Genomic DNA, 21,995 nt, shown 5'->3' on the forward strand with positions numbered 1-21,995 from the left:
CCGTTTTTATCAACAAGGTATGCGGGCCGCAACCCTTATACAGTCTATCTCGTAGACCTCTTTGTCACCCCCCCAGCGAAAAACAAAAATGAAAAGGGTTTTGCCAAGCAATCTTCTAAGAAGATAAATGATCTATCTATTATAGCTAAGAATCTAGGCTGGAACATAGATCAAGAGTTTCTTGATAACGTCGGGGTTGTTTTAAATTATGGCTATAAAGATCAGTTTGAGGTCAGAACGTATCTTTCATCTGAACCGGAAGGGAACTATTTGTTTAGCGCACTTTTAAAGAGAGAGTACTTAAGAGAGGAAGAGAATCTTATCGTCAAGAAGTATTCTAGATACTCAGAGAAAGACTTTATAATTTTTGGAACAGTTACTCAAAGTAAGGATGGGCCACCTGATTTACCTGCTGAAGAATCTTCTGGTTCAAAAGATATGAAAGAGGCTGTTGCTCAGATGATCTTAAAGCTCTCTGAGATGGAAAAGCAATTTACTGGAAAACTCAAAAATGAGATTATGGTAGATCCAATTGCAATCTACAGAGAGTTTTGATTCTTCTGCGGGTAAGAGGTATAACAAGACAGTGGAGCGGACGGTACAGAGTCTTCGCGCTACGTTCTAGTCTACTCGCCGCCACTCACTTTAGCCGTTATCTCGCAAACGCTGTCTGATTTTGGAGATGATTCGGAAGCTCGATCGAGAGCTTGACCTACAGAAAGTTGGTAGAATAAATAGACACGCTTCGATCGCGCACCCATGCAACAAGCTAGTAGATCCAATCTTTTCGCCAAACCTCAAACGAGGAGATTCTCAAATGCCATTAATTGAACTAATGTCCAAAATCCAGGAACTTTCAAAAATTGACAAGCTTCGGCTGATGCAGTTTCTGGCAACAGAATTGGTCAAAGAAGAAGATGCAACAAACTTTTTTGTTGCCGATCGAGAGTATCCGGTCTGGTCGCCTTACAATTGCTCTGAGGCTGCCAATGTTTTAATGAATCTTCTGACGACAAAACAACAAGAACAGAATGATTGACGCTCAGAGATTTCCCTACAAAATCATTGACAGCAGTCTTGGCATGGTCGATCGAATGCCGTATCTCCCATTGACACTCAGCCTGAACGGTCAATCCTTGAACGCTGAGGGCTTACTAGATACAGGCGCAAGCGTTAATGTTTTGCCCTACGAGTTAGGGCTACAACTGAGCTTAGTCTGGGAAAATGAGACACTCTCAGTCGTATTGGCTGGGAATTTGGCTCGATTTGAAGCCCGCGCAGTCGTTGTTAATGCTCGAGTTAGTTCATTCCCAACGCTTAACCTGGCATTTGCCTGGACACAAGCAACCAATGTACCTTTGATTTTGGGGCAAGCTAATTTCTTCTTCGAGTTTGATGTCTGTTTCTTCCGGGCACGTTCAGAATTTGAAATCCGTCCTAAGCAGAGTGAATAGAAATGAAAACACTCCAACTATACCGTTATCTCGTAAACGCAGCCTGACTTTGGAGATGGTTCGGAATCTCGATCGAGAATTAAAGATTCCGGTGGATAAATGTCGCCCTACATTACCAACACTAATTGCTGCTTTATTCTACTATTTATCAACAGATAAAGAAATCCAAATCCCTTCAATCGGTGAAAAACGAGAACGGAAATTGTAGTCTCCTACAGCTACGACTTGATATGATATCTACGAGCAAGCCAACTGGTTGAGCCAACAATCCCCGTACCTTGATAGTCGGGGAGTGTCAACAACAAGTATCAAGGCAACTCAACGGAACTCGGTTTAGCAATGTGAGGCAATCCCCAGCCCAATTTTTCCCGCAAAATGTGGAAAAACTCAAAAGATTGCACCCGAATAAACCGGGCTGGATACGGAGCTCGCTCGACTTGCACCCAATCTTCGGGCAGAACATAACATCCGCCGTTCCCGTCTACCACCATTACCAGGCGGTTTGGACTCGCCGGCAAAATCTTGACCGGCTCAGTGTTGGAAAACACCAAAGCCCGCGAAGCCATTGAATGCGGGCAAATAGGCAGCAACTGCAACACCGGCACTCCGGGAATGATGACAGGGCCACCTGCAGAAAGAGCGTAAGCTGTCGATCCTGTGGGAGTCGCGATAATTACCCCATCTGCGGCAATGTCAACAGAGGCGTGCTGCCCGATCGCCACTTCAAAATGACACATACAAGTCAGCGGTTCCCGGTGCAGCACCATTTCATTGAGACAAAGGGCTTCCCAGAGGCAGTCGTTTTCTCGAAACAACCGCACCGCCAGCATTGATCTTTCTTCTATTTCGTATTCTCCGGCGATTACCTTTTCCAAAGCTTGCGGCAGCAAGTTCAGGTAAGTTTCTGTTAAAAAGCCCATGTGACCGGTATTGACAGTCAGCAGCGGCACTCCAATCGGAGCGACTTGGCGAAATGCCGACAGCACCGTACCGTCGCCGCCCAAAACCACTGCAAACTCCATGTCGCTGTCAAAACCGGGGGGAACGAGTTGTTCGATCTGAGTGTGGCACAGGGGGCGATCGGGGCTAGAATAGCCCAGAATTCCTCCCGAACCAGAAACCGAGCAAACCTCCCAGCCGCGGGCAGTCAGCTTGTCTTCTAACTCTGCGGCGATGCGACAAGCCACAGGTTTAACGTCGTTGTATATAATCCCAGCTTTCGGCACTTTAAAATGTAAAGGGCATTTTTTGTTTACTCCGTTTTTTAGTTTTAAGCTGCTCGTACTCTATTTCCTTGAGCTTCTTCATAATCAGATTAAAGTATTCTTCGAGATAAGACTCCAAAGTAGTAGTTTCTTTAGGGTCGATTCCGAAGACACTGTAAACATCATCCATCGGAGCTTTCAAGGGTTTTCCGGCTGCCAAAACTTCTGAAAAAGCCAATCTGTCAGCTACGTTCCAACTCCACTGAAAGAAGGTAGCTAATTTACGAGTAGCCTGCAACAAGACATCTGGGGTGCGCGTAATTTTGGCTTCCTTCCCTGACAGCCGTTCGCACAACCGCACGATTTCGTCAGCATCCCAAGCGCGATTTCCCACCACCGGAAAGCTTTTTTTCTCGGTTTCAGGAACGGAAAGGGCCCGGACGGCAAATTTAGCAACGTCCTGAGTGTTCATGTAGGCAAGGGCGGATGGCTTGTTGGGCAGCCAGACTGCCTGATTGTCCAAAATCGGCATTGCATACAGGCTCAGCAGTCCTTGCAAAAAGCCGCAAGGTCTCAAGATTGTGTAGTCTAAACCGGATTCTTCTAAGAACAGTTCGGTACAGCGCTTGATTTCCAACAACGGGACTTGGGGATATTTCTCAGCGTCGAGAAAGGAAAAGAAGATGTAACGCTTGATGCCTGCTGCTGCTGCTGCTTGGATCAGCGATACTTTTCCGTCCCAGTCTACTCTTTTGATGCTGACAGAATCGGCTGCACTGGCTGTTGCTGCATCGATAATAGCACTGACGCCTTCTAGGGCCGGAGGCAGACTGTCTGGCTGGCAAAGGTTTCCCGGTACGAGTTCAGCGCCCCATTCTTTCAAAAAGGCAGCTTTTCTGTAACTTCTGACTAAACAGCGCACCTGGTAGCCCTCGTCTAGGGCGCGGCGGGCTATTTGGCGGCCGAGAGTGCCGGTGGCACCTAAAATCAATAAAGTCATCTAGGGATTAATTATGAATCTTAAACTTTCTATAAGATGGTATCAGGTTTTTGTTAAGTTTTTATAACAAACTTAACAAAAACCTGAAATTTTCTCATTTTAGGCTTGAGATATTCGGCCCAAGGCTGGCTTTCGGCAGCAAGTAGACTCTAGAAGGCAGAAGATATAAGGCTTCTGAAGGATTGGTTGAAAAAAACTTATTCTTCGCCGCCTTGCAATTTGAGCAGGAGGAAGCCTCCACCTATACCCACGAAAATTAGGGAAAAGGACAAAAAGGCTGCATTGAAAATTTCAGGATTCATGGTTTTGATATGTCCAATTGGGCGATCGCATTCAATAAAGATAATATAATTTGGGTCAACCCGGTACATGAATGCTAAAATTTCAGTGCCGAAATTCCTGTATTTTGTTGGAGAAAACTGCCTTGAGTCTCGATCGGGAATCCAAACTAGCTGTAACTCTGGGAGATCCGGCGGGAATTGGCCCGGAAGTGATTCTCAAGGCATTGGCAGATCCCGCTGCTGCTTTGATGGTGACGGTTTTTGGTTCTAGGATGATTTTGCAGCAAACTTACGATAAGTTGCGATCGACTAATCCAGCAGCAGAAGCGGCAAATCCCGAAACATTAAATATTATTGATATCGAACCAGACAGCAAGTGGGGCGAAATTGTCCCCGGTGTCGGGAGTGCAGCTAGCGGGGCTGCTAGCTTTGCTTACATGGAAAGTGCGATCGCCCGTACCATCGCCGGCGAATTCTCCGCCATCGTCACAGGCCCGATTTCCAAAACTTGCTGGCAGGCGGCAGGTTACAATTATCCCGGACAAACAGAACTTCTCGCAGAAAGGGCAAAATCGCAGCGATTCGGAATGCTGTTTGCCGCCACATCTCCACACAGTGGCTGGACGTTGGTAACTTTACTCGCTACCACACATATTTCACTCCGTCAAGTCCCCGATGCTTTGACTCCAGAATTACTGAGTGAAAAACTAGAATTACTGATAAACTGTTTGCGGGAAGATTTTGGGCTAGAAAGACCGAAAATTGCGATTTCTGGCTTAAATCCTCACAGCGGCGAAAATGGCAAACTGGGAAATGAAGAGCAAGACTGGATGATACCTTGGTTGGAAACGCAGCGCGATCGCTTTCCTCAAGTGCAGTTAGACGGGCCAGTCCCCCCTGATACCCTGTGGGTAAAACCGGCTAAAGTTTGGTACGGTTTAGCCAAGGAAGCTCACGACGGTTACTTGGCAATGTACCACGACCAGGGGTTGATTCCAGTAAAATTGATGGCTTTCGATAAAGCAGTCAACACTACAATTGGCTTGCCTTTTGTCCGCACATCTCCGGATCACGGGACAGCTTTTGATATTGTAGGTCAAGGGATTGCGGATGCCTCCAGCATGAAGGCAGCATTGCAGTTGGCGGCTCAGTTGGCTAGTCGCAGAACAGCAGTTAAAATAAGGCGATAGCTTTAGTACGCCTGACGCTTGGAACAATTGTGTCATTCCTATTGATTTTCGCTGGGGTGAGGCGGCAAGCAAGCTGGTAATTTCCTTCGGTCGATTAAAATCAACTTTTGGTAGCGCAGTATGGCAGCATCTAATGATAATTCAGGCAAAATATATCAGTCAGAAAAAGAGGTTTCTGATGCAACTCTGGCAAATTCTAAAGCTGGAGAGCAACTTCAGGAATTGCTAACCATACTGACTGAATTCCAGTTATTAAAGAAATCAAAAAAAGAACCAAGCGAGCTGAAGTTACCCCTTTCGGAAAAGTCTGTGCAGCGGGTGGAGGATGAGGAAAATCGACGCCAACAATTGTCTTTTCGGATCGAATCACCGAGTATTGTGCCGGAAGTATTAACTAACGAGGAAGAGATCCCATCTCAAAGACGAGAAAACAATAATCAGGAACCCGATTTATCTATTGCCGGGAAGGTAGCCAAAAATAATCGGCAGTCGGAGGAAGAATTAGAACAAGCAGTAGAGCAGTTTAAACAGTTGCAACAACTGCTGTTTGAAAGGGATTTACCGGAATTTTACAGTAATGTTTTGAGCGTGGAACAAAGGTTGGAAAATTTTGAGAAGCTGATGTCTCAACCAGAAGAGTTGATGGTTTTACTGAAACCGTTAATTCCTGAGTTAGTGAGAGAAGAAATAGAGGAGTTGAAGTCTGAATTAAAAAAGGCGATCGAACTCGCGAGCAATAATAACATTAATCCGATCGAGTTGGAGGCAAAATTAGCAGATTGGGAAAATCAAATTGCTAATTTGAACCAGCAGCCACTGCCGAATACAGAACACTTAATCCAACGGCTGATGCCAGTGGTGGGCGATCTGCTCAACCGTAAGGTAGAGGAGTCTAAGTTAGAGGTAGCTTCGGCGATCGCACCGAGAGTCAATCAAGTAATTCACAATCAAAACGGACTTGAAGAACAGGTAGTAAGAATTGAAGATAGAATTGCGAATATTCAGCAGCGTTACCAGCAGCAACCTGAAGATTTAATTAAGCAGCTAGTACCAGTAGTTAGCGATTTGCTGAACCGCAAAATTAGTGAATTAAAATTAGAGGTTGTAGAAGCTGTTGCTCCCTCAGTACAGGTAAGAATAGCTTGGGTAGAAATAGAAGAAAAAGTATTGAGCCTCATCGAGAGCCGATTGGCTACGCAACAGTCGCCAACTCAGAAGCCAGAAGAGATAATGGCGATGCTAATGCCGGCAATAACTGATTTGCTGAATCAGAAAATCGATGAATCAAAATTACAAGTAGCAGCGACGATCCAACCTTTGATAGAATCAGCAATTCTTCAAAGGGAAGTTCAAGGAAAATTGAGCGACGTAGAAAGTAGACTAAATAATCTTCAGCGACAGCAAAAAACGCAGCCGGAAGATATAATGGCAAGGTTAATGCCGTTAATGATTGAGTCGCTGAACCGGAAAATCGAGGAAACCAAGTTAGAGGTGAGAGAGGCGATCGCACCCGGTGTCAACACAGCTCTTCAAAACAGCGGTATTGCAGCGCAAATATTAAATAATGAAACTAAGATTGTCGAAGTTCAGCAGCAAGTTTTAGCCGAGATAGAAGGGTTGATGGCAAGAATAATGCCAGTGATTGTAGAAATGCTGTCCCGAAACATCGGGGAAGCAAAGCTAGAGATAGAATCTGCGATCGCCCCGGCTGTCGATGCCATCATTCAGAATAAAAGGATCGATCAAAGACTCGCGAAGATCGAACAACAGATTGTGGCGATCGAACACCGGATTTATGAATCGACAGACTTGTTTACCGATTTACTGAAACCTTTGATTGACGAGCTGATGGTTAGCCATCACGCCCAACTGCAAAAGTCTGTCATCGAATCTATTTTACCATTGTTAGATGAAGTTGTAAGTTATAATTACAGACTCAACGATAAAGTAGGGGAACTCGATCGTAAAATTACTGATGCGGAATGGGGAGGCGATCGGGAAGAATTAATCGCCCGAATTAAAATCATGTTTCCCGAAATGATGCTCCAAACAATTAATGAGTCGAGAAAATCATTTGTCGAAACCATAAGTCCGATAATTGATGAAATAATTAATACGAAAACCAGAGAAAATAGACAATCGATGGGAGTAGCCATATCGTCGGCCCTTCCTGTGGGAATCAGCCACAGAATGAGTGAATCGCCCGATGAAATTGCAATGGCGATCGCGCCGGAAATGGCTGCCGCTATCAAACAGCAAATTCATCTCAAGCGAGAAGCAATGTCGGATGCACTTTATCCGATCATCGGCAGCACGATTTTAAAATACATCGCCGAGATGATGCGGGAAATTAATGAAAAACTCGAAGCAACTTTAAGTCCAGAGGTGATTAGTCGCAAGATTAAATCAAAATTGCAGGGAATTTCTGAAGCAGAATTGCTGCTGAAAGAAACAACACCAATGAGTGTTAAAGCTGTTTTTTTAATTCAAGCAAAATCGGGCTTAGTAATTTCAGCAGTGCAGAAGTCTGAACGCGAACAGCTAGAATCAGACATGGTAGCGGGAATGCTGACTGCTATTCGGGCTTTTGTCAACGATTGCATATCTCAGTCGGGAAATATTGCAGAGATTGATGCCATAGAATACGGCACATCTACGATCGTACTGGAAGTTGCGGGTTCGTGTTATCTGGCAGTAGTGATGCAAGGAGAAACCCGCCAGTGGTTTAAGTATAAAATGCGATCGATATTCAACAATATTGTTCAAGAATACGGAACTCAAATTCAGTCATTTAACGGCGATCCAGCAACTGTACCACCCGAAGTAAACTCGAAATTGCAAAAATTAATCGATACAGATGTAAAAGTTAAATCTTCTAAACTTCCCATTTTACCCATGATCGGTTTGGCAGCGTTAGGTTTAATTGGGGTACCTTGGGGAATTCATCAATACCGCAGCGGAGTTGAAGCCAGCTTAGAAGCAGATACGAATTTAGCATTACAATCTGCTCCAGAGTTATCGGTTTATCGTATCGCGGCAGATGTTAAAGATAAATTATTGGAGATTTCTGGACGAGTGCCGAATCAAAATCTGCGATTAAAAGCGGAAAAAATCGCTCAGCAAGCGGCTCCACAATCAAAAATTGAAAATAAAATTATAGCCGTTGAAGTACCTCCTGATCCAGTTTTAGTCGAAGCCGATGTCAAGCGGACGGCAGCTCTTTTGAATAAAGTAGAAAGCATTAATATCTCGGCTCGCTATGCTGAGGGAAAAGTCGCCGTTGCAGGCAGCGTAAGCAAAGTGCCAGATGCTCAGAAAATAACTCAAGCTTTTGAGAAAATTCCGGGGGTGAAGTCGGTAACAAATACAGTGATAATAGGAACTCCACCGCCACCAAAGATAATAATGCCAGTTCGCGTGTATTTCGGTGCAGGTTCGGCAAGTTTGGAGGCGAAAGACGTAGCACAAAAGCTTAGCAAGGTCAAGGAATATATGGAGAAAAATCGCACGAAGAATTTAAGGATAGTGGGCTACAGCGATTTTAAAAGCACTCCGGTAGAAAATCAAAAGTTGGCATTGGAAAGGGCGACAAATGTGAAAAATATTTTGGTTAGACAAGGGATAAATGGCAACAGAATACAAGTTGCTTCTACTAAGGGTCGTCCCGAAGGTGTGGAGGCCAATCAACCGCTGTGGCTGAGCAGATTGGTAGTATTTGAGGTGATCAATTAAAATTGGGAATGGGGAATTGTTGACTGTTGACTGTTGACTGTTGACTGTTGACGGCGTTGAGTGATGACAACTGCCAACTGCCAACTGCCAACTGCCAACTGCCAACTGACTCTTAAATTAATCGAACTCGCCCAGAGGTAAAGGCTTGTATTCGATCGCCCGCCAAGCATACTAACAAGCGGCCGCATCCATCAATGCCCGCTGCTTCTCCGCAGATAGTCTCCGACGCAAGTTCGATCGCCACGGGGCTGCCAATCAACGCATCGCGGCGGCGCAATTCCGGCAAAAGTAGCGCTAAACCCGACTTGGAGGCTGGCTTGTCTGTGGTAGAAAACATATCGGCTAGTTCGAGTAAATAGTGCCGCAGTCGATCGAGCAAACACAGTTCATCTGGTACTGTACTAGCAATAGAATGCAAGCTTACCGCTTTGCCGAGATCCCTTTCATCCAATCCCGCAGCCGCGAAATCTACGCAGCGGTTGAGTCCAATTCCCACAACGGCGCGAGTTTTGCCCAAAGCATTGCCGGAAGTAGCTTCGCAGAGAATTCCGGCTAATTTGTGGCGATCGATCCAGACATCGTTTGGCCATTTCAGGCGCAGCATATCGCGACAGTCGGGAACCAAATCTTCGATCGCGTAAATCACGGCTAAACCCGCTGCTAAACTGAGCCCTGGCAACAGAGTGGGGTTGAGGTTGTCGAGTACAAAACTAACAGTTAAGACACCGGTTGGGGCGTGCCAGGTGCGCCCGTGTTGGCCACGCCCGCTGGTTTGTCGCTTGGTAAATACTGCATCTCCGTGGTGGAGTTGGGCCGCGCGGGCGATCGCCCAACTGTTGGTACTCGGACAGGTATCTAACGAGTGTAGCCAGTCACGGATGTTTGGGCGATCGGCTGCCAATGCGGGCACGGGAGTTAAGGGCAATTCAGACAACGTTTGATTTGTAGTATTTGATATCTAAAAGCTGATTATCGCATTTTCCAGAAGTGCCACCTCGCGCGACGGCGAGAATTCAGAGAAATTGGAGTGTAGTACGGTTTCAGCATCAGATTTACCTTACGCCACAACATCACTTTAACAGTAAAAATGTTGATATATAAGGACTTTGGGGGTCGCAGAGGGTTGGTTGGAGCGATCGGCACCCCTTTAAAAAACCCAATTTAAAAAAAAGTTGTATTACCCCCTTGACAGTCTTGTAATACGCAATGTAGTATAAACATATGACGAAGGGGAAAGAGATTCAAAGCCTTGCCCCACAAGCAATATGAACCTTGACAACTGAATAGGAAGTTAATCGTGTCACATAATTGTGGACATTGGCGGTGTAGACTCCGGCAACAAAAGCCCGATCGGGTTGTAGTACGCGGAATCAACCGCCACCCCGTCCCAACTTGAGTAATTCAAGGACAGAATATTGTTCATTTTCGCGGGGGTATAGCTCAATCGGTCAGAGCAATCGCCTGTCGAGCGAAAGGTTGCGAGTTCAAGTCTCGTTACTCCCGTCAGTCGATTTTAGATTTTAGATTTTAGATTTTAGATTTACTCCACAGGAGAAGAATCTGGGAACTGGAACTTTGGTCTAAAATCCACACCTCCTGTCGGAAAGCAAGTATCCGTTTTTCGGCGAGGGTCAAAGTCCCGTAGGCAAAAGTCAAGCCGTCTCCCCCTCAAGGAGAAGATTGCGAGTGCAAACCTCGTCGGGACTCCCAGGTTAGGTGGCCGAGTGGTTGAAGGCGTCGGTCTGCAAAACCGATTTTCGCGGGTTCAAATCCCGCCCTAACCTCTGTTCCCCATCAGGAATTAAAAAATAGAAATTAAAAGATTAAACTAACAGTCTTTTAATTGAAATTTTTAACTTTGAAAAGGAACGAAGCGAAAGTGACATTGCAGCGTAGCTTAATAACAAAGCGCCAAGTTCATACCTTGGTCAATGCGGGTGCAAATCCCGCCGCTGCCACCACAAGCAGGGATGGTGTAACTGGCAACACTCTGGTCTCCAAAACCAGCATTCTGAGTTCAAATCTCAGTTCCTGTGCCAATTTATAGTGCTGTAGGCAAATGGTTTAAGCCGCTTGGTTTTCACCCAAGTGATTGCGGGTTCAACTCCCGTCAGCACTTCTCGTGGGTCGTTGGCAGAATGGTTTTGCAGCCGCCTTTTAAGCGGATGGATCGAGGTTCAATTCCTCGACGACCTACCAAAAATCCTATCTTGGGTCGGCCCTCCTATTGGCGTGGGTAGCTGTCTGTAAAACAGTAGCTTAAAGCGTTGCTGGTTCAATTCCAGCCCGACCCATTTGTAACTGCATTTAATCCGCAGTTGCAATCTTGAGAACGTGGTGTAACTGGATAACATCTCAGTCTACGAAACTGAAGATTTGGGGGTTCAAATCCCTCCGTTCTCGCTCGCTGAGGAGAGGTGGCCGAGTGGCTTAAGGCGCTTTCCTGCTAAGAAAGAGCGGTTTAACAGCCGTCGAGGGTTCAAATCCCTCCTTCTCCGTTTTCCCCCGATAGCTTAGTTGGTAGAGCGCTTGTCTGAAGAACAAGAGGTCGTCAGTTCGATACTGACTTGGGGGACTGCGTTGCCTTATAGCTCAATGGTAGAGCAAGCGGTTGTTAACCGCTAGGTTGTAGGTTCGAGTCCTACTGGGGCAGCCATTTTTTTTATTGCCGGGTAGACAAATTGGTAAAGTCGCCTATCTCTGAAATAGGAGTTTATGTAGGTTCAAAGCCTACCCCGGCACCCAATTATTGGGAAGTCGCCTAATCGGTATGGCACCGCTCTTTGAAAGCGGCAAAATGCAGGTTCGATCCCTGCCTTCCCAGTTCTGCTATTACCAAAGCAGATAAATTACGCTCCTGTAGCCCAATTGGCAGAGGCCGCAATTTCAAAAATTGTGTTGTGTGAGTTCAAATCTCACCAGGAGTACCAAATTTTCAACTAAGTTTCTACTTGCTCCTGTGGCGGAATTGGCAGACGCGGCAGACTTAAAATCTGTTTTATTTTGAGTGTGAGTTCGAGTCTCACTAGGAGCATGAACGGGATGTAATTCAGCGGCCAGAAGCCATGCTTTGGGAGCATGGAGTCGTTGGTTCAAATCCAACCATCCCGACTTTACCCCTGTGATGTAATTGGAAAACATCACTCGCTCAGAACGAGTGTTTTTTGCAGGTTCGAGGCCTGTCAGGGGTATGAGGTTTTATTCAATCTCAAATCTCAAATCTCAAATTTCAAATCTGTTTTGCCCCTGTAGCCCAATCGGTAGAGGCGCTAGATTTAGGCTCTAGTTAGTGCTGGTTCGATGCCAGTCAGGGGTATTTTGTGACATCGCGGGTGAAGTAGCCTGGGTAGGCTTGGAGGTCTCATAAGCCTCTTAATAGCAGGTTCAACTCCTGCCCCCGCCACCAAAAATGCAGGTGTGATGTAATTGGCAATATGAGGCTCTTGTAAAGCCTTCTTGCGAGTTCAAATCTCACCATCTGCTTGGCGCGCTGGTGTAGCTCAATTAGGCAGAGCAACTGATTTGTAATCAGTCGGTTGTAGGTTCAATTCCTATCACCAGCCCCACAATTGCGGATATGGTGTAACGGTAGCATTCGAGTCTTCCAAACTCTAGGCACGAGTTCGATCCTCGTTATCCGCTTGGGCAAACAAGAAGTTTGTTAAATCTCACATCTTGCACCATTCTCAAGAACAGGCAAGATGCCTGTTCCACAAAGAGTAGATTTTCTTGTGGAACGGGCATCTTGCCCGTTCAAAAGGCTTATTGACAAGGGTGCAACATCTCGGTTAAATCCAAAATTTCCAATCTCAAATCGGTTTGCGGGTGTGATGTAAAGGCTAGCATCTGAGTATGCCATTCTCAGCGCATGGGTTCGAGTCCCATCATCCGCTTTTGTAGTCCTGAGCTTCGATGGTAGAGCGTTTGCCTTACAAGCAGACGCGGGGTAATCTCCTGTTAGGACTACCAATTTATGGGAGTGTAGCTCAATGGATAGAGCGCCGCGCTTCGGACGCGGATGTTGTGGGTTCGAGTCCTACCACTCTCGTTGTTTTTGCTTTAATTTAAGGAGGTTGATTCCATTGAATGGATAATTTTTTATATTAAGAGCGATCGCCCTTTGCGTGTCCCAATCTTTGGAGCCTACATACTTTAGTACGAGAGGAAAGGTAACGCTGTCAAAATCAGCGGGCGTTTGAGAACGAGGAGTGCCATGAACCCGGCAGGTTGGCTTAAAGGTAGCCATCCTTTAAAGAGTGTGTAATAACTCATCGGCGGAGTCCCTCTAGTAACTGAGAAAACGCAATGCTCTGATAACTTGCACGTCAAAGTGCGTGAAGCGCAGCTATCCCGTAGGGAATCGCGCAATAACAAAAAACATGGGAGCGTAACTCAACTGGATAGAGTGTCGAGCTTCTACCTCGAATGTTGTGGGTTCAAGTCCTACCGCTCCTGCTGTCTGGGGTTCGTAGCTTAATTGGTAAAGCATCTAACTGGCTGTTAGAAAGATATCGGTTCAAATCCGATCGCAATCCACCACACCAATTTTAGATTTTAGATTTTAGATTTTAGATTTACTCCACAGGTGAATCTTTTACGCGGGGTCATTCGATTTTAGATTTTAGATTTTAGATTTACTCTACAGGTGAATCTTTTACGCGGGGTCATAGCTCAATTGGTAGAGCGCTTGCTTTGCACGCAAGAAGCCAGGAGTTCGATTCTCCTTGACTCCACTCCATTTTCGGTGTCTGAATTCGAAGCGGTCGAGACGCTAGCCCGTGAAGCTAGTTATTAGCGGGTTCAAGCCCCGTCGGACACCCCTTGGAAGATGCCGCTAAATGGTTGGCAACCAGTCTTGAAAACTGGGGTACAGGCAACTGTAAGGGTTCGATTCCTTCATCTTCCTTTTAACCACCGGAAGTCGAAAAGCGAGACACCGTGCTGATAACGCGGGGATAGGAGGGGCAGTACCTCCTCGGTGGATGGATTGGTTTATAATAAGTCTAAATTTGGTAGTTATTCAACCTAGAAGCCATGAGCATTCAAGTTCTTAAATTAGAATTAATTCTGTGGATCTTGTTATTAAAGGATACTCAAATTTTAAACGAAATCCAAAAACTGAAAGAAAAGTCACCTGAAAAGACTGATGTCCTCAAACCTCGTCGATTTGGCTTTGGAAAAGGAATTTTTACTTACGTTGCGGATGATTTTGATGAAACACGTCCTGGTTTTTACGAGGTAAAATTGTTGTAATATCCAAATGAACGTGAAAGATGAGAAAACTAAAATATTACGTTGCTTGCACAGTTGACGGTTTTATTGCTCGCGAAGATGGCTCATTTGATTGTTTTCCTCTGGATCGAGAGCATTTCGCTGATTTGTTAGATTCCTTTCCTGAAACTTTTCCGGCTCACTTTCAGGAAGCACGAGGCATTCGTGCAGAGAACAAGCAGTTTGATGCGGTTTTGATGGGACGGAAAACTTATGAGGTAGGACTAAATGTGGGTGTAACTAATCCTTATCCCAGCTTGAAGCAGTATGTCTTTTCGCGCACTATGGAAGCCAGTCCCGATGAGAATATTGAACTTGTTTCGGACAATCCTGTTGAATTGGTTAAGGAATTGAAAAGGGAAACGGGTAAAGACATCTGGCTCTGCGGTGGTGGGGCTTTAGCTGCAACTCTTTTTTCTGAGATTGACGAGATGATTGTGAAGTTGAATCCGGTAGTAATCGGAGCGGGAATTCCTCTTTTTTCCGGTGCAATCGAGCCGACCAATTTGGAAGTTGCCGATCGCAAAATCTACAGCAACGGTTTCATGTTGGTTCATTATCGAGTGAAGCATTAGCGATAAGGACTTTATTAGTTGCAATTACTGCGGGCAAAAAAGGACTGAAGTCTTTACTACAAAATGATTTTCTAGGAATTACACAAAAATTGTATGCGGTATTTTCTCGATTTCAATGTTGAGTCAGACCGATCGCCACAAATTTTTACAAAAAAAGTTGATTTTTCAGAACGGTTGTGTTATACTATTGTAGATGCGGGAGTATAGCTCAGTTGGTTAGAGCAGGTGACTCTTAATCTCAAGGTCGAAGGTTCAAGTCCTTCTACTCCCATCCCCAATAACCTACTATTCACAAGGTTTTGAGACTTTAAACTGTCTCTAGTATGTCGCTTTTAGCCCATTTTGCGCTCACGATAGCAGCCAATGGCGGTAGCGGTTGGATTGCTGTGAGTGTTTGCGTTGTCGGATTTTTAATGTCGATCGACTCATCCGATCGATAAAAGTGCGATCGCCCAAGCTATTTTTAAACTGAATAACAACAGGGAATGGTGATTAGCTATGATGGCAAGTCTCTCGGCGCGCTGCTATGGGGGCGATCGCGATTTAGATGCGATCGCACATTTAATCAATACTTGCGAAGAAGTCGATCGGCTCGATGAAGGCACTTCCATCTCGGAACTACAACAAGAATTTAACGCACCGTCCCTAGACAAAGCCCGCGATATCCGCCTTTGGGAAGATGCGGAGGGAAAATTAATCGGTTTTGCTCAGTTGTCGGTTTCTGAGCCTGGGGAAGTAATTGACGGTTGGCTGTGGTTTCGCGTCCACCCAGGTGCGCGCGGAGGCGATGTGGAAGCAGCCGCGATCGCCTGGGGTGAAGTGCGGATGCGCGAAGTGTCTGCAATGCGGGGCGGGCGCGTGAAGCTGCGAACCTACGCTCGCGCTGAGGATTGCGATCGCCTTTCTGTGCTGACAAGTTGCGGTTTTAAGGTCGATCGCTATTTTTGCCGCATGGCGCGATCGCTCTCTGAACCGATCCCAGAACCGCACTTCCCCGAAGGTTTCGCGCTGCGTCAGTTCCCCGGCGAACAGGATGCGGCAGCTTGGGTAGAAATGTTCAACCAGTCGTTTATCGATCACTGGAATCATCACGATTTAACGTTGGATAAATTTAAGCACGAGTTAGCTAAACCCGATTACAGAAATGATTTAGACTTGATTGCTGTTGCTGATGACGGCACATTTGTCAGTTTTTGTTACTGCAAGATTAGTGTGGAAGAGTGCGATCGTACCGGGCGTAATGAAGGCTGGATTGCCTGTCTCGGCACGAGGCGCGGCTTCCGCAAAATGGGATTGGGACGAGCAATGTTGCTCGCTGGTTTGCATCGACTGAAAGCTGCCGGTGTGGCTACTGCTATTCTCGGCGTCGATGCTGAAAATTCATCAGGTGCGATGGGACTTTACGAGTCTGCTGGCTTTCACAATATTCGCGATAGCATTTCCTATGTTAAGGATGTTTAATCGATGTTACAGTTCGCGATCGCACTCCGACCCAAGAAACCGGGTTTTTTACCGGATCTGCGGATACCAACGAAATATTTTGGTGAAAAAACCCGGTTTTTCGCCACTCGTGTAAGTTTTATCTAAAAAACTTTTGCTACTCCCTTGACACTTATGTAGTATATACGTAGTATTTAAGTATGGAAAGCGCAGGACAAGCAAAAACCTGTATTTTTCGTGCAAATTCTGAACCTTGACAACTAAATATTGCTCAAAATTTCAACGAACATCAATTTGAAAGTCTTGTAATATAGACTCGATGGTCATGTTGTTACTTTATACGAGACTGTTCGGTTACAAACTGACTCGGCGCGAGTCAGATGTTGTACGAAATCAGTCTAATTTCAACGAATTTGATGCGGATTCAGAACAGACAAGCTCTGCCAGATTTGAATCAACCAAAAAGGCTGAGGAAATCCGCCAAATCAAACAAGCTTATCATTTAGAACGGCGCTTCTTTCAGTAAAGATTATCGGATTTCGTGAATCTTTACCGATACTGGCAATTTGCTAAGTCTCACAAAAAGCCAAAGTCGAGAGCAGATAAGCTACTAATCCAAAATCCACAATTGCTCTAGGAGGTATCGGTAATGGTTCACATTCGTTTTGAAGGACGTTCCTACGATCTGGCTGAAGACCAACTGGGTATCGCGGCAGGAATGAGCGACAAGGCTATTAAGGAACGTCTGGCAAATCATTTTGATGTCAAGGGATCTCGCTTCGAGTCTTACGTTCTGGATCGCCGTCCCAGCGGCGATTTAATTGTTCGCCCAGAAGCCGTTTACGGCTAGAAATTCACTTAAAGCACGTATTAGGCAGCGCACCCTAACAAAAGAAGCTTACAAACTGGATACGTTCGACTTAAAATCGAATTGTAGGTTCAATTCCTACTTGCCGCGAGGCTAAAGCTTCTCTGACTTGTGCGCTGCCTTTTATAGCTGAATTTTTTATATCTATCCGGCGCTTAAAAGTTCCACTTCGCGCCCCAACAAAGGAAGCATACATACTAGCTCTTGATTGGGCATTTCTCTGAAAATAGAAGTCGTAGGTTCTACTCCTGCGTATGAACAACGGCTTTCTTAACTTGCGCGAAGTGACTTTTTATGCGCTATAAGCTTTTGTTCTTAATTCAGGATAATAATTAAGTAATCCTGTTTGTATTGAAGACTTCCGTCCTCAAAAATAAATTGGGTATTAGCCATGAGAAAAAGACTGGCAATTTACCGATCGCCCAAGGAGATAGACAGTCTTATTCATGCCTTCCAAGAAGGCAACCTGTCGCGAAGTCAATGGACGCACGAAGCACATTTAACTGTTGCCCTGTGGTATCTGTGTTATGACTCGGAGCAAGAAGCGATAAATGCGATTCGCAATGGCATTAAACGTTACAACTCGGCTCAAGGAATTGAAACCACAAAAAACAGCGGGTATCACGAAACACTAACGCTGTTTTGGGTGCGAACTATTCGCCGATATCTCGCCGATGAAAGCCAAAATCAATCGATCGTACATTTGGCTAACGGTTTGATAGCAAAATACGCCGATCGCACTTTACCTTTTACCTACTACACGCGCGATCGGTTGATGTCTTCGGAAGCTCGAATTAACTGGGTTGAACCCGATTTGAGATCCCTTGAACTAGAAACAGTTTCCCTCAAATAATTTTCAATAGCAGTTTTTGCCGCGCCCTAATCGCGAGAGCTTACATACAAACCCTATTTAGGTTTACCAAAAAAAGCTCCCCAAACTTGCGCGGTGACTTTTTAAATTCACTCGCTAGCGTGCAACAACTGCCAACCGCCGATTTTGAATCTTTCTCAAATCCAAAATCTTATAGGGAGGTAGCACCGATGAATATGAATGCAGCAGAGCGCGATTTGCGTTTGGAAATGCTCAACAGTCTGCTCACAACTCCTCACCGCCAATTAGAAAAAGTAGCAGAAATTCACAAGTTAATTGTTGAATTAGATCCGATTTTTTACGGTCATTTAGCAGTGTGGTATCAACGTCACGGCGACGTGCGCGATCACAAGGAAGTTTTTGCCGGAAATTTGCTGACTTCGGCGCTGACGGAACACCGAGATGCCGGTTTTATGATGCTGCAAGAGTTCCCTCCCTACGAGGTTTCGCGGATTGTGGACTTTATGAAGCAGCACCAGAATAAGGTGCCCCGCAGCGCGCGCACTGCTGTCACTCGCTATCTGAAATCGCGGGAAAAGAATGCACAGTTTTTCGATCGCGCGGCCATCCGCAACCGCAAGGCGATGAAGCATTTGTACGCAACGCTGCACGTCAAGCCGAGCGATCGCGCTAACGCTATTCTGTTTAAAGACAATCCGCCGGAAGACTCTCTGGCATTCGTTTTGAAGCAGTTAGCAAAGGCGGCGACACCTGCGGAACAGGCGAATTTGATTGTTGAGTACAAGATTCCGTATACGATCGCAGTTGGTGCGATCAAACAGCTAACGCCAACGGTTTTGGCCGCGCTGATTAACTCGATGTCGCCGCAGGAAGTCATCAACAATTTGAAATCGATTCAGTCGCGCGGGGCGATGGAACACCCGGAAGTCAAGCAGTTGATTGACTCGAAGCTGGATGAAGCGGCAAAGTGCGATCGGGTTTCTGCTTACAAAGCGAGTGTGGCGGGCGCGGGCGCGAATTTCGACGCAGCAACGGCGGCGAAGCTGGAAGCGGTGACAAACGAACAGGTGAAGAAGCGCGGCAAGATTGCGAAAGCAACCGGTTTGTTGATTGACAAGTCGGGAAGCATGGAAAGTGCGATCGAAGTCGGGAAGCGTCTCGCTGCTTTGATTTCGGGCATTTCCGAGGCTGCACTGTTTGTTTATGCCTTTGACACGATACCGTATCCAGTGCAAGCAAACGGCAGCGAATTGACTGACTGGGAAGGCGCTTTCAAGCACATTCGCGCTGGCGGCGGCACAAGTTGCGGTTGCGCGGTGGAAGCAATGCGAATTAAAAAGCAGGTTGTCGAACAATTCATTATGGTGACAGATGAAGGCGAAAACGCTGCACCTTATTTTGCAGATGCTTATCAGAATTACTGCCGCAGTTTGGGGGTAATTCCTGATGTTGTGATTGTGCGAGTTGGTGCTTGGTGCGAATATCTCCAGAAGCAATTGAAGGACAAACAAGTATCGGTGGAAACCTTTACGTTTGCGGGAGATTACTACTCCTTGCCGAATTTAGTGCCGATGTTGAGCCGTCCTTCGCGGCTGGAATTGTTGATGGAAATTCTGGATACGTCGCTGCCTGTGAGGGATGACAAGTGATAGAATTTAGGCATTGCCCGTCAGTTATGCTGGTGGGCAATGCTCACTTTATGGGATAGCTACTGTGCCATACCTCAAAGCAAAACATCTATCAACCCAAGGTAAAAGGTTGAATGAGAGGGTAAAAACTGCTAATCGCAAGTTAATTTATATTGGTGGTGAAATCAGGTTTCAATCCGAGATGGATTTGGAAGATTATATAGATGAGAAATTTGATGAAATATTTCCGTCGCTAATTAAAATTAAAAGGCAGCATACTGTAAAAATGCAGCGATGCGATTTATTGTGCTGTACCAAATCCGAAAATCAGCCGATAATTATTGAGTTGAAAAATGAAGAAGATCGAGGATTAGTTGCGCAGCTAACTCGTTATCGTAAAGCTATTCTCACCAATAAATGCTTTGAGGATAAAATTGACTATTCATTGCCCGTGAAAATGATAGCGATCGCACCGAGTTTTCACGATGATAATTACACAGACAAAGAAGCTTCAAAATTTGAAGAAGATTTTTGTTTTTGGAAATTTACTGTACAAAATTATCATAATTCAGGTCAATTTAAACTATTAAGTCAAATTTATGAAATTTCTTACCCTGTATTTGGGTTGCCAGAAATCTCTCCTAATTTAGATCGTAGCAGTTTACCTGCTTTTACTCGCAATTTTGTAGCTAGGCTCCCACCAGACTATCATACAGATTTTCTGAAGTTGGGAACTTTGCTTTTGTCTCAGCCAAAAGTAAAAGAAATGGTTAGTACCACTTACAGAAAAATATTGTATGGAACTGGGGATGGAGTGAATCACAAAAAAGTGGCAGAAATAACTAACACTACTAATGGAATCTTTTTATTTCTTTGGTTGCCAACAGCAGTTAGTAAAAACATCAAAACACCGGTTACTCGATTTGGATTTGTTTTGAAAAAAGGAAGCAACCCTTTTTCGGAAAATTCTTCCCTAGAATGGGTCGTCTGTACAAAAGATACTATCAACTTAAAAGAGCAACCTCAACCTAATACATTTTCAGGAATGACTAGGCATGGAATGTTAAAATGGTGTAAACCTAATATGTACTTGACGCAAGCTGCACTAGGTTATAATCATAATACTTTTTTCTTACTTTTGTATCTCCTTAAAGGAATTACTCCACCTATTGATAGCACTACTAGGGAATGGTGGGAAATTTACCAAAAGGAGACAGACTTTAATTTAGGATGGTTTATAGATTTAGCTATCCAAACCTGGAATTATCGCGTCAAGTAGAACTTTTATATATGGAGACATTCAGCAGCAAACGGAAAACAGCCCGCAATCCTTCAGGTGTTAGCATTGTAAATTATTCTCTAGTTTGAGCGATAATTTCTTGTAATTCTGGATTAGCGATGGATGACACTAACTGGGAATCCGCACCAGCCAAAGCAGCGCGCAACTTTTCCGCAGTGAGTGCAGGATATTTCTCTAACACCTGCTGTTGAGTCCATCCCGCAGCAAAGAGCCCTAGCAAAAATTCTACAGACAATCGAGTTTCTGGCGCTGCTGGTTGACTTGTTGAAGCTTTCGGGTTTGTTGGATGAATGAGCTTTCGCCAGTCCATTGTTTTACTTAAACGATTGGGGAAGATTTCGCCAATTATACTGCATTTGGGCACAGTAGAAACACGGGTCTCGTTGACTGACTTTGTAACAGTGCCACCGCAGGTCCTACCATTTTAGATTTTAGATTTTAGATTTTAGATTGGGAATCACTGATGAATTAAGGGTTTGAACCTTGGCTAGAGTCGCATTTTTTGGGAACTGGTGTCATTTCCCGATTTTGCGATTAAATTGTTATTACGATCGCAGTACAGCACTTTCTTATAGACTAGAGTAATGGGGTAGCGAGGGGGCGATCGCCCTTTTTCCTTTTGTCCGTTTCAATACCAAACCGCGTTAGCGTTAGCTTTCGCGATCCGAAGGAAAGCCCGCCCCTACGGGGGCTACGCCAACGAAGAGGATCGCACTAAATCTCAACCCACTGTCTAACGAACTGTGCAACCCACGGTGCAACCCACAATACAACTACTTTAACTTCTTAAAACTATGGGAAAAAAGTCGAAAGCCAAAAAATCCCAGGTCAAAAAATCCAGTTTGCTCTGCCAGCGACTCCAAGAAGCTCTCGATCGAGGCAGTAAAGTTTGGATTAAAACAAATAATAGCAGTTTCGGCGGCATCCCGACTAATTTGTTCGGGGAGTTTGTGGAACTTTTGGTGATAGTTCCCCCTAACGAACAGGCGGAACATATCGATGCTTACGGGCAAGTTACGTGGCTGATTCGACTCTCTGATATTATTGCACTTGCTTACCCTACTGAATACTGGTCTAAAGATAGATTAGAAAGTTTGCTGCCACCAGATGCAGTTACCTCCGAAGTAAGAGATTAGCTGCGTCGAGTGTGCATTGCGTACCCTAATTTTAGCTGAGTTTTATCTGGTATGGTGTGCAATGCACACCATACCAAATACAA

Annotated in this window: 20 protein-coding genes and 29 tRNA genes; 44 read left to right on the forward strand and 5 right to left on the reverse strand. The window is 45.2% G+C overall.

The genetic code is table 11. The features are described from left to right. From QUA90_RS16710 to QUA90_RS16725, 4 genes are all read left to right on the forward strand, one after another. Nucleotides 1–555: DUF6414 family protein (locus QUA90_RS16710; protein ID WP_333446609.1), on the forward strand; the 555-nt coding region annotated here is incomplete at its 5' end. Between the two features lie 262 nt (nt 556–817). Then, nucleotides 818–1,039 (forward strand): hypothetical protein, encoded by a 222-nt coding sequence (locus QUA90_RS16715; protein WP_333446611.1) that lies wholly within the window; start codon nt 818–820, stop codon nt 1,037–1,039. Continuing rightward, the gene (locus tag QUA90_RS16720) at nt 1,032–1,454 is read left to right on the forward strand and encodes an aspartyl protease family protein (RefSeq protein WP_333446613.1); all 423 of its coding nucleotides are present in this window, start codon (nt 1,032–1,034) and stop codon (nt 1,452–1,454) included. The genes QUA90_RS16715 and QUA90_RS16720 overlap by 8 nt, the downstream gene beginning before the upstream one ends. Continuing rightward, nucleotides 1,447–1,662, forward strand: a complete 216-nt coding sequence (locus tag QUA90_RS16725; protein ID WP_333446615.1) for a hypothetical protein — start codon at nt 1,447–1,449, stop codon at nt 1,660–1,662. The genes QUA90_RS16720 and QUA90_RS16725 overlap by 8 nt, the downstream gene beginning before the upstream one ends. A gap of 100 nt (nt 1,663–1,762) precedes the next feature. On the opposite strand, the gene QUA90_RS16730 is transcribed toward QUA90_RS16725, so the two are convergent. From QUA90_RS16730 to petM, 3 genes are all read right to left on the reverse strand, one after another. Beyond that, entirely contained in the window at nt 1,763–2,680 is a 918-nt protein-coding gene (locus tag QUA90_RS16730) for an NAD(+) kinase (protein WP_333446617.1), read from the reverse strand. Between the two features lies 1 nt (nt 2,681). After that, nucleotides 2,682–3,659, reverse strand: a complete 978-nt coding sequence (locus tag QUA90_RS16735; protein ID WP_333446619.1) for an NmrA family NAD(P)-binding protein — start codon at nt 3,657–3,659, stop codon at nt 2,682–2,684. A gap of 197 nt (nt 3,660–3,856) precedes the next feature. Further along, complete coding sequence (petM, locus tag QUA90_RS30455; RefSeq protein WP_445300115.1) at nt 3,857–4,030, reverse strand: cytochrome b6-f complex subunit PetM; 174 nt, start codon at nt 4,028–4,030, stop codon at nt 3,857–3,859. 2 nt (nt 4,031–4,032) lie between these two features. Here petM and pdxA point away from each other — a divergent pair, with 2 nt between their 5' ends. Continuing rightward, nucleotides 4,033–5,130 (forward strand): 4-hydroxythreonine-4-phosphate dehydrogenase PdxA, encoded by a 1,098-nt coding sequence (gene pdxA, locus QUA90_RS16745; RefSeq protein ID WP_333446620.1) that lies wholly within the window; start codon nt 4,033–4,035, stop codon nt 5,128–5,130. A 120-nt stretch (nt 5,131–5,250) separates the two neighbouring features. Further along, nucleotides 5,251–8,862: an OmpA family protein gene (locus QUA90_RS16750; protein WP_333446622.1), complete on the forward strand. Its 3,612-nt coding sequence runs from the start codon at nt 5,251–5,253 to the stop codon at nt 8,860–8,862. Between the two features lie 112 nt (nt 8,863–8,974). Here QUA90_RS16750 and QUA90_RS16755 read toward each other — a convergent pair whose 3' ends face one another. After that, a complete protein-coding gene (locus QUA90_RS16755; protein ID WP_333446624.1) occupies nt 8,975–9,796 on the reverse strand; it encodes a biotin--[acetyl-CoA-carboxylase] ligase in 822 nt (273 codons plus the stop codon). 495 nt (nt 9,797–10,291) lie between these two features. Here QUA90_RS16755 and QUA90_RS16760 point away from each other — a divergent pair. The 37 genes from QUA90_RS16760 to QUA90_RS16940 all read left to right on the forward strand — a co-directional run bounded on the left by QUA90_RS16760 (nt 10,292) and on the right by QUA90_RS16940 (nt 20,755). After that, nucleotides 10,292–10,365, forward strand: a tRNA-Asp gene (locus tag QUA90_RS16760). Between the two features lie 132 nt (nt 10,366–10,497). Then, nucleotides 10,498–10,572 (forward strand) — tRNA-Glu (locus QUA90_RS16765). Then, a tRNA-Cys gene (locus QUA90_RS16770) sits at nt 10,573–10,646 on the forward strand. A 102-nt stretch (nt 10,647–10,748) separates the two neighbouring features. Further along, a tRNA-Met gene (locus tag QUA90_RS16775) sits at nt 10,749–10,823 on the forward strand. Between the two features lie 3 nt (nt 10,824–10,826). Continuing rightward, nucleotides 10,827–10,901, forward strand: a tRNA-Trp gene (locus QUA90_RS16780). A gap of 6 nt (nt 10,902–10,907) precedes the next feature. Beyond that, nucleotides 10,908–10,981 (forward strand) — tRNA-Glu (locus tag QUA90_RS16785). Between the two features lie 5 nt (nt 10,982–10,986). Further along, nucleotides 10,987–11,061, forward strand: a tRNA-Lys gene (locus QUA90_RS16790). 13 nt (nt 11,062–11,074) lie between these two features. Continuing rightward, a tRNA-Tyr gene (locus tag QUA90_RS16795) sits at nt 11,075–11,156 on the forward strand. 34 nt (nt 11,157–11,190) lie between these two features. Next, a tRNA-Arg gene (locus tag QUA90_RS16800) sits at nt 11,191–11,265 on the forward strand. 8 nt (nt 11,266–11,273) lie between these two features. Continuing rightward, nucleotides 11,274–11,360, forward strand: a tRNA-Ser gene (locus QUA90_RS16805). Nucleotides 11,361–11,364: 4 nt separating this feature from the next. Continuing rightward, nucleotides 11,365–11,437 (forward strand) — tRNA-Phe (locus QUA90_RS16810). Between the two features lie 6 nt (nt 11,438–11,443). Continuing rightward, nucleotides 11,444–11,518: transfer RNA gene (locus QUA90_RS16815), tRNA-Asn, on the forward strand. 10 nt (nt 11,519–11,528) lie between these two features. Continuing rightward, a tRNA-Gln gene (locus tag QUA90_RS16820) sits at nt 11,529–11,607 on the forward strand. A 5-nt stretch (nt 11,608–11,612) separates the two neighbouring features. Then, nucleotides 11,613–11,686 (forward strand) — tRNA-Gln (locus QUA90_RS16825). Between the two features lie 29 nt (nt 11,687–11,715). Next, a tRNA-Leu gene (locus QUA90_RS16830) sits at nt 11,716–11,792 on the forward strand. Between the two features lie 23 nt (nt 11,793–11,815). Then, nucleotides 11,816–11,896 (forward strand) — tRNA-Leu (locus QUA90_RS16835). Nucleotides 11,897–11,900: 4 nt separating this feature from the next. Then, nucleotides 11,901–11,973: transfer RNA gene (locus tag QUA90_RS16840), tRNA-Pro, on the forward strand. Between the two features lie 131 nt (nt 11,974–12,104). Beyond that, nucleotides 12,105–12,178: transfer RNA gene (locus QUA90_RS16845), tRNA-Leu, on the forward strand. Nucleotides 12,179–12,273: 95 nt separating this feature from the next. After that, nucleotides 12,274–12,345 (forward strand) — tRNA-Thr (locus tag QUA90_RS16850). Nucleotides 12,346–12,351: 6 nt separating this feature from the next. Continuing rightward, nucleotides 12,352–12,428 (forward strand) — tRNA-Thr (locus tag QUA90_RS16855). A gap of 5 nt (nt 12,429–12,433) precedes the next feature. After that, nucleotides 12,434–12,504, forward strand: a tRNA-Gly gene (locus QUA90_RS16860). Nucleotides 12,505–12,683: 179 nt separating this feature from the next. Further along, a tRNA-Gly gene (locus tag QUA90_RS16865) sits at nt 12,684–12,755 on the forward strand. Between the two features lie 5 nt (nt 12,756–12,760). Then, nucleotides 12,761–12,831, forward strand: a tRNA-Val gene (locus QUA90_RS16870). Between the two features lie 6 nt (nt 12,832–12,837). Beyond that, a tRNA-Arg gene (locus QUA90_RS16875) sits at nt 12,838–12,910 on the forward strand. 333 nt (nt 12,911–13,243) lie between these two features. Further along, nucleotides 13,244–13,317, forward strand: a tRNA-Arg gene (locus tag QUA90_RS16880). 7 nt (nt 13,318–13,324) lie between these two features. Continuing rightward, nucleotides 13,325–13,401 (forward strand) — tRNA-Ala (locus QUA90_RS16885). 121 nt (nt 13,402–13,522) lie between these two features. Then, nucleotides 13,523–13,595 (forward strand) — tRNA-Ala (locus QUA90_RS16890). A gap of 90 nt (nt 13,596–13,685) precedes the next feature. Continuing rightward, nucleotides 13,686–13,768: transfer RNA gene (locus QUA90_RS16895), tRNA-Ser, on the forward strand. A 128-nt stretch (nt 13,769–13,896) separates the two neighbouring features. Next, nucleotides 13,897–14,115: a hypothetical protein gene (locus QUA90_RS16900; protein WP_333446626.1), complete on the forward strand. Its 219-nt coding sequence runs from the start codon at nt 13,897–13,899 to the stop codon at nt 14,113–14,115. A 20-nt stretch (nt 14,116–14,135) separates the two neighbouring features. Further along, the gene (locus tag QUA90_RS16905; RefSeq protein WP_333446628.1) at nt 14,136–14,708 is read left to right on the forward strand and encodes a dihydrofolate reductase family protein; all 573 of its coding nucleotides are present in this window, start codon (nt 14,136–14,138) and stop codon (nt 14,706–14,708) included. Between the two features lie 197 nt (nt 14,709–14,905). Then, nucleotides 14,906–14,979 (forward strand) — tRNA-Lys (locus QUA90_RS16910). Nucleotides 14,980–15,206: 227 nt separating this feature from the next. Further along, nucleotides 15,207–16,169 (forward strand): GNAT family N-acetyltransferase, encoded by a 963-nt coding sequence (locus QUA90_RS16915; RefSeq protein WP_333446629.1) that lies wholly within the window; start codon nt 15,207–15,209, stop codon nt 16,167–16,169. Nucleotides 16,170–16,473: 304 nt separating this feature from the next. After that, a complete protein-coding gene (locus QUA90_RS16920; protein WP_333446631.1) occupies nt 16,474–16,674 on the forward strand; it encodes a radical SAM protein in 201 nt (66 codons plus the stop codon). 123 nt (nt 16,675–16,797) lie between these two features. Then, a complete protein-coding gene (locus QUA90_RS16925; RefSeq protein ID WP_333101629.1) occupies nt 16,798–16,998 on the forward strand; it encodes a hypothetical protein in 201 nt (66 codons plus the stop codon). A gap of 409 nt (nt 16,999–17,407) precedes the next feature. Next, the gene (locus tag QUA90_RS16930; protein WP_333446633.1) at nt 17,408–17,869 is read left to right on the forward strand and encodes a hypothetical protein; all 462 of its coding nucleotides are present in this window, start codon (nt 17,408–17,410) and stop codon (nt 17,867–17,869) included. A 188-nt stretch (nt 17,870–18,057) separates the two neighbouring features. Beyond that, nucleotides 18,058–19,497: a hypothetical protein gene (locus QUA90_RS16935; RefSeq protein WP_333446635.1), complete on the forward strand. Its 1,440-nt coding sequence runs from the start codon at nt 18,058–18,060 to the stop codon at nt 19,495–19,497. A 64-nt stretch (nt 19,498–19,561) separates the two neighbouring features. Beyond that, nucleotides 19,562–20,755: a hypothetical protein gene (locus tag QUA90_RS16940; protein WP_333446637.1), complete on the forward strand. Its 1,194-nt coding sequence runs from the start codon at nt 19,562–19,564 to the stop codon at nt 20,753–20,755. A 73-nt stretch (nt 20,756–20,828) separates the two neighbouring features. Here the strand turns inward: QUA90_RS16940 and QUA90_RS16945 are convergent, their stop codons facing one another. Further along, on the reverse strand, nt 20,829–21,086 hold the full coding sequence (locus QUA90_RS16945; RefSeq protein ID WP_333446638.1) for a DUF433 domain-containing protein: 258 nt from the start codon (nt 21,084–21,086) through the stop codon (nt 20,829–20,831). A 484-nt stretch (nt 21,087–21,570) separates the two neighbouring features. On the opposite strand from QUA90_RS16945, the gene QUA90_RS16950 reads away from it, so the two are divergent. Further along, nucleotides 21,571–21,912 carry a hypothetical protein gene (locus QUA90_RS16950; RefSeq protein WP_333327969.1) on the forward strand — a complete coding sequence of 114 codons (342 nt, stop codon included), beginning with the start codon at nt 21,571–21,573 and terminating at the stop codon, nt 21,910–21,912. The last annotated feature ends 83 nt before the right edge of the window (nt 21,913–21,995 follow it).

It is taken from the genome of Microcoleus sp. D3_18_C4, assembly GCF_036702355.1.
Taxonomy (GTDB): domain Bacteria; phylum Cyanobacteriota; class Cyanobacteriia; order Cyanobacteriales; family Microcoleaceae; genus Microcoleus.